Source organism: Bacillus sp. FJAT-29937 (assembly GCF_001509555.1).
In the GTDB taxonomy this organism is placed as follows: domain Bacteria; phylum Bacillota; class Bacilli; order Bacillales; family Cytobacillaceae; genus Cytobacillus.
This window is the reverse complement of the sequence record NZ_LMAS01000003.1, coordinates 404,953-417,221: the sequence shown is the minus strand read 5'-3', so window position 1 is coordinate 417,221 and position 12,269 is coordinate 404,953. Positions and strand designations below refer to the sequence as shown.

General features: G+C 38.1%; 11 protein-coding genes. 2 read left to right on the top strand and 9 right to left on the bottom strand.

From position 1 onward, the window contains the following. Positions 1-87 precede the first annotated feature (87 nt). The 8 genes from dnaK to gpr form a co-directional block, all read right to left on the bottom strand. Positions 88-1,920, bottom strand: a complete 1,833-nt coding sequence (gene dnaK / locus AR328_RS08300; RefSeq protein WP_066293275.1) for a molecular chaperone DnaK — start codon at positions 1,918-1,920, stop codon at positions 88-90. A 27-nt stretch (positions 1,921-1,947) separates the two neighbouring features. Continuing rightward, positions 1,948-2,562 carry a nucleotide exchange factor GrpE gene (gene grpE, locus AR328_RS08295; protein ID WP_066293272.1) on the bottom strand — a complete coding sequence of 205 codons (615 nt, stop codon included), beginning with the start codon at positions 2,560-2,562 and terminating at the stop codon, positions 1,948-1,950. Between the two features lie 98 nt (positions 2,563-2,660). Beyond that, the gene (gene hrcA, locus AR328_RS08290) at positions 2,661-3,692 is read right to left on the bottom strand and encodes a heat-inducible transcriptional repressor HrcA (RefSeq protein ID WP_066293269.1); all 1,032 of its coding nucleotides are present in this window, start codon (positions 3,690-3,692) and stop codon (positions 2,661-2,663) included. A 100-nt stretch (positions 3,693-3,792) separates the two neighbouring features. Continuing rightward, positions 3,793-4,926 carry a radical SAM family heme chaperone HemW gene (gene hemW / locus AR328_RS08285; RefSeq protein WP_066293267.1) on the bottom strand — a complete coding sequence of 378 codons (1,134 nt, stop codon included), beginning with the start codon at positions 4,924-4,926 and terminating at the stop codon, positions 3,793-3,795. Positions 4,927-5,274: 348 nt separating this feature from the next. Then, complete coding sequence (gene lepA, locus AR328_RS08280) at positions 5,275-7,110, bottom strand: translation elongation factor 4 (RefSeq protein WP_066293265.1); 1,836 nt, start codon at positions 7,108-7,110, stop codon at positions 5,275-5,277. Between the two features lie 222 nt (positions 7,111-7,332). Then, the gene (locus AR328_RS08275) at positions 7,333-7,677 is read right to left on the bottom strand and encodes a YqxA family protein (protein ID WP_066293260.1); all 345 of its coding nucleotides are present in this window, start codon (positions 7,675-7,677) and stop codon (positions 7,333-7,335) included. A gap of 19 nt (positions 7,678-7,696) precedes the next feature. Further along, entirely contained in the window at positions 7,697-8,911 is a 1,215-nt protein-coding gene (spoIIP, locus tag AR328_RS08270; RefSeq protein WP_066293257.1) for a stage II sporulation protein P, read from the bottom strand. Between the two features lie 68 nt (positions 8,912-8,979). Next, the gene (gpr, locus tag AR328_RS08265) at positions 8,980-10,104 is read right to left on the bottom strand and encodes a GPR endopeptidase (RefSeq protein WP_066293248.1); all 1,125 of its coding nucleotides are present in this window, start codon (positions 10,102-10,104) and stop codon (positions 8,980-8,982) included. 242 nt (positions 10,105-10,346) lie between these two features. Between gpr and rpsT the strand changes: the two genes are divergently transcribed. Continuing rightward, the gene (gene rpsT, locus AR328_RS08260) at positions 10,347-10,613 is read left to right on the top strand and encodes a 30S ribosomal protein S20 (RefSeq protein WP_066293242.1); all 267 of its coding nucleotides are present in this window, start codon (positions 10,347-10,349) and stop codon (positions 10,611-10,613) included. 71 nt (positions 10,614-10,684) lie between these two features. On the opposite strand, the gene holA is transcribed toward rpsT, so the two are convergent. Next, on the bottom strand, positions 10,685-11,704 hold the full coding sequence (gene holA / locus AR328_RS08255; RefSeq protein WP_066293238.1) for a DNA polymerase III subunit delta: 1,020 nt from the start codon (positions 11,702-11,704) through the stop codon (positions 10,685-10,687). Between the two features lie 366 nt (positions 11,705-12,070). Between holA and AR328_RS22170 the strand changes: the two genes are divergently transcribed. Continuing rightward, entirely contained in the window at positions 12,071-12,205 is a 135-nt protein-coding gene (locus tag AR328_RS22170; protein ID WP_082677166.1) for a YqzM family protein, read from the top strand. The last annotated feature ends 64 nt before the right edge of the window (positions 12,206-12,269 follow it).

Sequence of the window (12,269 nt, the reverse complement as noted above, 5' to 3'; positions counted from 1 at the left end):
TATTTTAACATTGTATATTCAAAAATAAAAGTCAAAGTCAAGAATGAACCTGACTTTGACTTTTTCATCATTTAAGGATTTTGAGACTTATTTATCGTCCTTAACCTCTTCGAATTCTGCGTCAACTACATTGTCATCGCTGCTTTTACCATCTTGGCCTTCGGCACCTTGCGCTCCTTGAGCTTGTTTAGCAGCTTCTTCATAAAGCTTCATTGTCAATGCTTGAACGATTTCTTGTAAAGCATCTTTCTTCGCTTTAATTTCTTCTAAATCATTCGTTTCAATGGCAGCTTTTAAAGCATCTTTTGCTTCATTTGCTTTTGCAACTTCAGCTTCATCTACTTTACCTTCAAGATCCTTCATTGTTTTCTCTGTAGTGAAAACAAGCTGATCTGCTTCATTGCGAAGCTCTACTTCTTCCTTGCGCTTCTTGTCTGCTTCCGCATTCTCTTCAGCTTCTCTTACCATTTTATCGATTTCTTCATCAGATAAACCAGTTGAAGACTTAATCGTAATTGCTTGTTCTTTATTTGTGCCTAGATCTTTTGCACGAACATTTACAATACCGTTTTTATCGATATCAAAAGTCACTTCGATTTGAGGAATTCCTCTTGGTGCAGGAGGAATATCTCCTAGTTGGAAGCGGCCTAATGTTTTATTGTCTGCTGACATTGGGCGCTCACCTTGTAGAACATGAATATCAACAGCTGACTGATTATCAGCAGCAGTTGAGAACACTTGTGATTTAGATGTTGGGATTGTTGTATTACGTTCAATTAGCTTTGTAAATACGCCACCCATCGTTTCGATGCCCAGTGAAAGTGGTGTAACGTCTAAAAGAACTACATCCTTAACATCACCAGAAATAACTCCACCTTGAATCGCAGCACCCATTGCTACTACTTCATCTGGATTAACCCCTTTATGAGGCTCCTTGCCAGTTTCTTTCTTGATCGCTTCTTGTACGGCAGGAATACGAGTTGAACCACCTACAAGAATAATTTTATCAATTTCAGAAGGTGAAAGGCCTGCATCTTTTAATGCTTGACGAGTAGGACCCATAGTACGTTCAACTAAATCAGCTGTAAGCTCATCAAATTTAGCTCTTGTTAATGTTACTTCAAGGTGTAAAGGACCTGCTTCCCCTGCTGTAATGAACGGTAAAGAGATTTGAGTGGAAGTTACTCCAGATAAATCCTTTTTCGCTTTTTCAGCGGCATCCTTTAAGCGCTGAGTAGCCATTTTATCTTTTGAAAGGTCAATGCCATTTTCTTTTTTGAATTCCTGTACTAAATAATCGATAACTGCTTGGTCAAAATCATCTCCGCCAAGACGATTGTCACCAGCTGTTGCTTTTACATCAAATACACCGTCTCCAAGTTCAAGAATGGAAACGTCAAACGTACCTCCGCCAAGGTCAAACACAAGAATTGTTTGATCTTCATCTGTTTTGTCCATACCGTAAGCTAATGCAGCAGCAGTAGGCTCGTTAATAATCCGCTCTACTTCAAGACCAGCGATTGTTCCTGCATCCTTTGTAGCTTGGCGTTCAGCATCATTAAAATAGGCAGGAACTGTAACTACTGCTTTCGTTACTTTTTCACCAAGATACTCTTCAGCATAGGATTTTAAATGTTGAAGAATAATAGCTGAAATTTCTTGAGGAGTATATTGTTTTCCTTCAGCCTCTACCTTAAAATCTGTTCCCATATGACGCTTTACAGACATAATCGTATTTGGATTTGTAATCGCTTGACGTTTTGCTACTTCCCCAACTTGACGCTCCCCATTTTTGAAAGAAACGACAGAAGGAGTTGTGCGGTTACCTTCTGGATTTGGAATAACTTTTGCCTCTCCGCCTTCTAAAACGGAAACACATGAGTTTGTAGTACCTAAATCGATTCCAATGATTTTGCTCATGTTTCTTACCTCCCGAAAATATGTAACTTATGAGTTTACTTTTACCATAGCTGGACGAATGACTCTGTCCTTTAAAATATAGCCTTTTTGGAATTCCTCAACGACAATATTTGAGTCGAAGCCCTCCACCTCCACTTGCATAACTGCTTGATGGATTTGAGGATCAAATTCCTTCCCAACAGCTTCAATCTGTTCTGCTCCTTCATTTTTCAGAGCCTCCAGCATGCTGCGATAAACCATTTCCATTCCTTGAAGAACAGATTTGACTTGTTCATTATCAGATTCCATTTGCAGCGCTCTTTCAAAATTATCGATAGCAGGCAGCAAATCGGAAATTAATTTTTGAGCTCTATATTTTTCAGACGATTCAAGATCTAATCTTGCTCTTCGTCTGGAATTATCAAAATCGGCTTGAAGACGATAGTAACGGTTTTCTAAATCAGCTAGTTTGGCCTCTAGCTCTAACGTCGTTTCCTGCGCTTTCACAAGTTGTTCTTCTAAAGAAGCTTCTTCAGAAAGTTCGTTAACTGCTTCTGTTTCATCAGAATGGGCTGCAGTTTCCGTTTCAGGAATATCAGTCTCTTCAGCTTGATCAGAATTTTGGATTGTTTCTTCTTCTAAAATGTTTTTTTCATCTGCCAATTTATTCACCTCCCTTTAAGTACGGATAAATAAACACAAGGAAAGGGATGGGAGCTTTGAACCTTAAAGGTGCCCACCCTTAGTCAATATTTCCAACGTCATTCGCTTTGATACAGCTTCGTCAACACAGCCGAAAGGTCTGTGCTAATATAATCCAAAAGGCTAATGACACGGGAATATTCCATCCTTGTAGGACCTAATATAGCAATAGTCCCAAGCTGTTCAGCACCCATTGAATAGGTTGCTGAAATTAAACTGCAATTTTCCATAGCTGTATTATTATTTTCTTTGCCTATCTTGATATTAATTCCTGACTTGTTTTTTCGAATAAGCTCATAAATGCTATCTTCGTGTTCAATCATATCCATTAAACTTTTTATTTTTTCAATATCATGAAATTCAGGCTGACTAAGCATATTCGATTTCCCGCCAAAAAATAGCTTCTCGTGAGCTGGGATCTTTAGTGTTTCTGCAATAGAATGCAGAATATAATCATAATTACTAATATGCTGCCTTAGAAGAATAGCCACTTCTTTATAAATCTTTTCATTCAAGCTTTCAATTGGGGCGCCAGCTAAACGGTCGTTCAAAATATTGACCAGCTTTTCAAGATTACCAGAATCCATTGTTTCAGGAAGCTGGAACATGCGATTCTCGACATGACCAGAATCAGTGACGATGATCGCAATAGCTGTCTGGTTATTTAAAGGAATAATCTGGATTCTCTTTAATTTATTATCTTTAACAGCTGGGCCTAACACAATTGAAGTATAGTTAGTCAGTTCCGATAATATTTTGGCTGACCTCTGCACAATCTTTTCAAGTTCAAAAATTCTTTCGGCAAATACAGATTTTAACTTATGGATATCCTGCTGATTTAGCTTTTGTGGAGAAAGTAAATGATCCACATAATAACGATACCCTTTTTCGGAAGGAATTCTTCCGGATGAGGTATGTGTTTTTTCAATAAACCCCAGCTCTTCTAAATCAGACATTTCGTTGCGAATAGTCGCGGAACTAAATGAGATTTTGTCCTTTTTCGACAAACTTCTAGAACCGACTGGCTGCGCAGATTGAATAAAATCATCAACAATAACCTGAAAGATCAATAATTGGCGATCAGTCAACACAATTATCACCTCTGTTAGCACTCTTTAGATGCGAGTGCTAATTCTACTAATAAATTATCAAATCAATGGTTTGGTGTCAATAAAAACGAGATGTGATTTTTTACCTTAGAAAGAATTGAAAAACTTCATTTCCAAGGTACCTTCCTTTTTTCGATAATTGAATCTGATTTTCAGTAACGGTGATCCATTCACGATTTATTAATTCTTTCAATTCCTCTTTAAATAATTCGACAGGATTTTCACCAAACTTCTCGATAAAATGAGAAATAGCTACACCTTCTGTTTTTCTTAATCCTAAAAACATTTCTTCTTCAATCTGCTCAGTCCGTGTAACTTGATTTTCTTCCAGTATAGGCAATCTCCCCGAATTTAATGGGTCCATATACTTTTTTAATGGTCCATGATTGGAAATACGTTTTCCATTCACATATCCATGTGCGCCAGCACCAAAGCCGTAATACTCTTCATTATTCCAATAAGTTAAATTATGCTTGCTCTCGAATCCTGGTTTTGAGAAGTTACTGATTTCATATTGTTTGAAACCATGTTTATCCATCTCTTCCATTAATATTTTGAACATTTCTGTTTCTGCATCTTCCCCTGGAGATTGGAGCTTTCCTTTTCTCATTAAGTTATAGAATACAGTTTTCGGTTCGATGATTAGGGAGTAACCAGAATAGTGGACAATATCTAACGTGAAAGAAGTCTCTAGCGTATCTCTGAAATCTGCTACTGTTTGTCCAGGCAAGCTATAGATTAAATCAATGCTAATATTTTCGAAGCCGATTTTTTTTGCAGCTTCAACAGATTGAAATACATCCTTTGCTCGATGCACCCTGCCAATTTTCTTAAGCAGCTCGTCATTAAAGGATTGTACCCCGAAGCTGATTCTATTAATTCCTGCTTCGTAAATAATACGAAGTTTTTCTTCTGAGAGGTCTCCCGGGTTTGCCTCAAACGTAAACTCCGTTTGTTCGTTATATGGCAGACGGTCTTTAATGATGCGGCAAAGCTTGTCAAGCTGCTGTTCATTTAATGCAGTTGGCGTTCCTCCTCCGACAAAAATGGAATTTAATCGGTCAGCAGGGGATTCAATGAATGTTAATTCCATTTCTTTATTTAATGAATTAAGATACTCATCAACAGGCTGCCCTTGCAGAAACACTTTATTAAAATCACAATAGTGGCAAATATGCTCACAGAAAGGGATATGAATATAGGCTGCTTTTATCATTATTAACACTCCCTTATTATTTATTTCATTGACCTTGTTAAAATTGTTTGTTGATTTCCGTTCCAGGCACTTCGCTTTCCGCGGGCGACCGCCGAGCCTCCTCGACACTTCGTGTCTGCGGGGTCTCGCCTGATTCGCTTCTCCCGCAGGACATGGAATGCTTCGGCAGCGTAACATCGCACGAAGAAAATACGTTAGTATTTTCGAGGAGTCTTCGTGCCTTCCACTGCAATCAACAGTGGTCTAAAATCAACATCATTTTTAACAGAGCCATTTCAATAAAAAAGAGGCCGGAGCTGCTTTTATTTTGACAGCATTTCCAACCTCCTTTTATAGAATCCATCTATTTTACTTCTTCTTGTTGGTGTCGTCCATTTTCAAAACAGCCATGAAAGCTTCTTGAGGAACTTCTACTGATCCTACTTGCTTCATGCGTTTCTTTCCTTCTTTTTGCTTTTCCAATAGCTTTCGCTTACGGGAAATATCCCCACCGTAACACTTCGCTAATACATTTTTCCCCATTGATTTAATGGTTGAACGAGCAATAATCTTCTGGCCAATTGCCGCTTGGACTGGAACCTCGAATTGCTGTCTTGGAATAAGCTCCTTCAGTTTTTCTACAATGATTTTTCCACGGTCATAAGAGAAATCTTTATGGACAATGAAGCTTAATGCATCCACTTTTTCTCCGTTTAAAAGGATATCCATTTTAACAAGCTTTGATGGCTTGTACCCAATTAGCTCATAGTCAAAGGAAGCATATCCTTTTGTATTTGATTTAAGCTGATCGAAGAAATCATAAACAATTTCCGATAATGGAATTTCATACGTAATATTGACGCGAGTCTCATCCATATACTGCATATTAATAAAGATTCCGCGTTTTTCTTGGCAAAGCTCCATAATAGCCCCAACATAATCATTCGGAGCCATCATCGTTGCTTTTACATACGGCTCCTCAACACGCTCAATTTTTTGCGGATCAGGCATTTTTGATGGATTATCAATTTTAATATTGGAGCCATCTGTCATAATAACATCATATATTACACTTGGTGCTGTTGTAATTAAATCGATTTTGAATTCACGCTCGATACGCTCTTGGATAATCTCCATATGAAGAAGTCCTAAAAATCCGCAGCGGAAGCCGAACCCAAGTGCCTGAGACGTTTCGGGCTCGAATTGTAAAGCAGAGTCATTTAGCTCAAGTTTCTCAAGAGCTTCACGAAGATCATTAAATTTGGCACTATCAATTGGATATAATCCGCAAAAGACCATCGGATTCAATTTACGGTATCCAGGAAGAGGCTCGGTTGCGCCATTTTTTGCATTTGTAATGGTATCCCCCACACGAGTATCGCCTACATTTTTGATGGAGGCTGTTAAATATCCTACATCTCCAACTGTTAACTCATCTTGCGGATGTGCTTTAGGTGAAAAAACACCCACTTCAACGACATCGAATTCCTTGCCAGTTGCCATCATTTTTATTTTGTCTCCAGCTTTTACCGTTCCTTCGACTACTCGTATATAGGCAACCACTCCACGGTAGGCATCAAATAAGGAATCGAAAATAAGAGCTTTTAGCGGAGCGTCTGGATCACCTGTAGGTGCGGGAACCTTTTCAACGATTTGTTCCAAAATATCCTCTATGCCAATACCCGCTTTAGCAGATGCAAGAACAGCCTCAGAAGCATCTAGCCCAATTACTTCTTCAATTTCATTTCTCACACGCTCTGGATCTGCACTCGGAAGATCAATTTTGTTAATAACCGGGATAATTTCTAAATCATTATCAAGTGCTAAATATACGTTTGCAAGGGTTTGTGCCTCAATTCCCTGTGCAGCATCAACAACAAGAATAGCACCCTCACATGCCGCTAAACTGCGGGAAACTTCATAAGTGAAGTCGACATGTCCAGGTGTATCGATTAAGTGGAAGGTGTATGTTTCGCCATCCTTCGCATTATAGTTAATTTGAACTGAATTTAGTTTTATCGTAATTCCGCGTTCTCTTTCTAAATCCATAGAATCAAGCAGCTGATCCTTCATTTCTCTTGATGTTAAAGCTTTTGTCTTTTCTAGAATACGGTCAGCTAAAGTGGATTTTCCATGATCGATATGAGCGATAATAGAAAAATTCCTAATCTTTGATTGTCTATTAAGTCTATCTTCTCTGTTCATTATTTCACTCCTACATAGAAAAGCGCATGCGCACATTGCGCCAGTGTAAAACATCTAATAAAAAATATTTTCCTTTTAACGCACAAAATATGCACTATTTTTAGATTATAGCAGTCCGTTTATGAAGATTCAATGCCAGTGGCTGATTAATATACGATGAAACAAAAAATAAGTTTCACTTTCTAGTAAAAACACAAAAACGGCCGCATCTCTGCAGCCGCATTATTTTTCTCTTATGAAATCAGTTATGAAATGCACAACGGTTTCAGTCATAGTGGAAATGCCTTCAGATAGCCTCTTTCCCATTGTTGAAAAAAAGTTATAAGCTTTCATTTCCTCCAGCTTCACTTTTTTCTGCTCCAAATCATGACTGGAAACATCATTACCTAAAATCGATGCTTGAAAACCTCCACTGTCATTCTCATGTACAGTAAATGCCCCTTTGAAATTTGCATCATTATAGCCTTTCATCTTTGTAATTCCTTCACTAGCCTGCTGCATGCCAAATAATACAACAAGAAACATAAGTATTGTAAGGAAAAAGGTCTTCACCATAAACCATTTCATAACTGATCACCTATTTATACTATTTCTTTTCAGTTTGCTCTTGTACAGGATTACTAACACTTTCTGCTTGCCAATAAAATTCGCTAAATACTTCTGCTAGTGCCTCTGCCGACCGATTTAATTCTTCAAATGTGTTATCAACACCGCCAAATTCAATCAAAATGGCATTCTCTGAGAGATCCTGATTATAAATTCCATTATTACCCGGACCTTGCTGCGGCAGAACACCTCTGCTTAAACCTTTGTATTTTCCCTCTAGTTTTTTATGCAATTCACTGGCTAAGCGCGCATTCTTTTCATAATTCGGATGCTCTGTCCCTATAACAAAGGCTAGCTTTGCATACGATTTTCCATTAATCTCTTTTGTTGTATCATTTTTTCTGTGGGAATCACGATGGATATCTATTAAATACGTTAAATTTCGGTCGTTGCTTGTCGCAGCTTGGACTACATTTCTTGATTCCTGATAAGACCTGGAATAATGCCATCCTTTTTCATTCAGTTTTGCTTGTATATCCGTCTTTTCAACAGTTGTCCCAATCCCTTTACTCTCCAGCTCCTCCTTCAGCTTATCGCCAATTTTCGTAACATTTAACTGAGAGTGATGAGCTAAATTTGGATCAGTCACACCTTTTAAATACGGGAGGAACGATTCCGTATTATGAGAAAAGTATATATAAACAACTTTTCTATCCCCTGTAGTATTGATCGATGGCGCTACTGTTTTTTCACCGCTTGGCTTATCTAAGTCCTCAATATTTTGAAGTGTGGCTTGCTGTTCAGCCCTTAGAATCTCAATGGGTGGTGCTGATTCAAAAGGCATATTCGTATAATTCGTGCCTTCACCTGCGACTAAAATCTCCTTGTCATATATCGAGAAATACGGTAATTCCCTTCCCAATAAACTTCTTGGATCATCTAAATTTATATTTGTCGAAAGTTTAAATAACGTATTCGCTAGTGTTGAGGTCCCAAAGGAGCCCGTCTGCCCGTCCAAGCTTTGCATAAAATGATGGTTTTCCCAACCTAGGAAATGATAGAGCATTTCTCCCGTTATTTTATTAGTAGCTGTATTTACTGATGATGAACTGATTCTATATTCGGGTTTTAACACAGTCAAAACACCGCTCAGCGAAAAAATCATAAATGAGAACAACAAAAAACCGCCGAATATTTTCAGTAAGCTTGTCCCTTGAATGAACACAGCAATGCCGTTCGTTTTAATAGGTTTCATTCTTCCACCTCTCTTTGCTAGTCTAGTAATTCATATGACTTCGCTAGAAAGGATAGAACAGAAATTATTTACCTTGTATAAAAACCTGCATTTTCTTGGTTAACATTTTGATGTAAGGCCGCGTTTAGCCCGTTAGCAATAAGATTTGCCATATCCTCAATAAAAATATCTACTTCCTTCGGTGTTACCATGAGATTATGTCCAATCGGGGAGAGGACCTCATATATTAATTTTCTCTTCTCCTCATCAGGCAGTGTTCCGATCATACCAAGGAAAGTTTTTCTATGCTGTTCCTCTGGGAGATCTTCCTCAGTCAACTTTCTGCGTTCACCAAAGCTCATACCTGCAGGTGCCAACGATCTTGAAGGTCTGTCCCCTTCCCTCATTTCTTTTCCAAAATGTTTTAAAATAAAATCGATCGTATCACTTGTAATCGATACAGCGTCAACAACAGTTGGAACGCCAATAGCAACGACAGGAATCCCTAATGATTCCTGGCTAATTTCTTTACGCTTATTTCCAACGCCTGAACCAGGATGAATACCCGTATCTGAAATTTGAATAGTCGAATTTACTCTTTCTAATGAACGTGAAGCGAGTGCATCAATGACAATCACAAAGTCCGGTTTCGTTTTATCAACAATTCCAAAGATAATATCACTTGTTTCTATACCTGTCAGCCCCATAACGCCTGGAGCAATAGCACTGACAGGACGATAGCCCTCTTCTACACTTTCAGGCTGCAGCTGATAGAGATGGCGCGTAACAAGAAGGTTTTCACACACTTGCGGTCCAAGAGCATCAGGAGTGACATTCCAATTTCCCAGTCCGACAACTAAACAGGAGGCATCCTCTTTAATACCAAGCTGCTTCAAAAACTGAGCAAGCTCTGAGGCGAATATTTTTACAACCTTTTTTTGCATTGGTGTATCTTGCTGGCGGATACCTATTGCTTCTAGTGTTAAATATTTCCCTTCCTTTTTCCCTAGGGATTTCGCTCCTTCTTTTGTTACTTCAACATAGGATACTTTAATATCATCCTCTTCTTTTTCTTTAATAATAACCCCTTCAATTTGCGAAAGATTTTCTTCCTCTTGAATATGTTGATGGCGATCCGCTATGACCATTTCCCGTGCTTCAATAGCTAAATCTGTTCTAATCGAATATTTGCTCAAATCCATTGAATCTTCCACATTGAATCCCCCTCGCATCTTTTGCTATAAGTTACACTATTTATTATCATTTCCTTTTCTTAGCAAAACATTCAGTAAAACACTTAAGTTAAGTTGTTCGAAAATAGGAAAAACTAAGGGAGAGTATTGCAAAAGTCGAGCGTGTTTGATAAAATATCACTTGTTCTTAATATTAAATTGTTAATGAATGTTTATGTCGAGTTATTATATAATCTCGATGCTGCCCTCAGGAGGTGAATGGAATGCCAAATATTAAATCTGCTATTAAGCGTGTGAAAACGAACGAATCTAAAAACGCTCAAAACGCTACTGTTAAATCTGCAATGCGTACAGCTGTTAAGAAGGTTGATGCTGCTATCGTTCTAAATGATGCTGCTGCTGCGAAAGAATCTTTCGTTGATGCTGCTCGTAAATTAGACAAAGCTGCTTCTAAAGGCCTTATCCACAAAAACGCTGCTGCTCGTAAAAAGTCTCGTTTAATGAAAAAAATGAACACTTTAAACGCGTAAGCTTGCTTTGGCTATCTTCCTAAGATAGCCTTTTATTATGCAAAAAAACGACCAATGAGGTCGTTTTAATTTTATTTACTATTTAGGCGAAACAGAAACATCTCTATGAGCAATTCTTTATTCATACCGCCTGTCTTCATTTGAAAATCAGCATCTGCTAATAATTTCATTATTTGAGCAAGCTCCTCTTCATCAAAAGCTTGAGCCTGTCCTGCGGCTAGCTTAACGCGGAAAGGATGGACCTTTAAAGCCCCTGCAATCTGCTGTTGGCCATATCCTCTTCTAGCCAGCTCCTTTACTTGATAAATCAGCCTAAACTGTCCCGTAATGACAGATAATATTTTGATTGGCTCTTCATTTTGCTTTAAGAGATCATAAAAGATCCGTAAAGCCTCTTCAATTTTCCGATGCACAATCTTATCTACTAAAGCAAAGATATTTTGCTCTAAAGAACGAGAAACTAATCTTTCAACGATTTGGAGATCAATTCTATTGCCCGCCCCCGAGTATAATGCAAGCTTATCCATTTCACTCGTTAGTAAAAACAAATTTGTACCTGCAAGGGTTAACATGTATTCGACTGCCTGATCTTCTATTTCAACCCCATTATAAGCTGCACGTTTTTTGATCCATTCTTTTAGCTCCGCTTCATTCAGCTTTTTGGCCTCCAAAACCGCTGCACTTCGTTTTAATTCCTTCGTAAGCTTTTTCCGTTCGTCTAATTTTTCATATGGAGCAACAAAAACAACGATGGAAGATGGAGAAGGTGCTCTAATATAAGCCTCCAGCTTCGCTAAATTATGCTCAACTTTTTCTTTCGTTTTCTCGGATGTAAGAAATACAGGATTATGTAAAAAAATGAGTCTCTTCTCACCTATAAATGGCAGTGTCTCCGCATCTTCAAGTGCAGCATCAATCGGTGTTTCTTCTAAATCATAGGAGGAAAGGTTAAAATCCATGTCCTCCTCAGTCAGGATATTGGAAATTAATAACTGCTTCGTTTCATTAATAAGAAATGATTCCGCTCCGTATAATAGAAAAATCGGAGAAAATTTTTTTGCTTTAATTTGCTTCCATAATTCAAAAACCACTGTCTTACTCTCCGTTCACATTGGGATATCTTTATCCTAATGAACCTTGTCCAATTTGACAAGTAACAAAATGTGTACAAAATGTCCTTATTTGCTCAAATTCTTCCATATATTTGAATCATATGTAAAGGCAATAAGGAATTGACACAATCCGATCTTGTGCCAATTCCCTCATCTATAATGAACGTCGGAACATGAGGCCTAGGATACTCAAGCCACGACGGTGCATCACTGTATCATTATTGTGACCATTCAAGTTTAACTTATTTGTGACAACTCTTGTCACTAGAGGAAATGCCGCTTGAGGAAAGCTAGATTTTTTCTTCGCTTTAGCTTATACTATAATGGAAATAGGAGGGGTAGACTGTGAATGAATTTGAAAAAGACGTCCAGTATAAAAACAATGATGCGATTGACTCTGGAATAGGATTTATCGTTTCTTTCGGTTTCTTTGCAACGTTATTTATTATTGCAACAGTCGTTAAAATAGTAGGCTCTTAATGACTACATAAGAAAGAAATTTTGGAGGCTGCAATTAGCAGCCTCTTTTTCAATTCCTGATTTA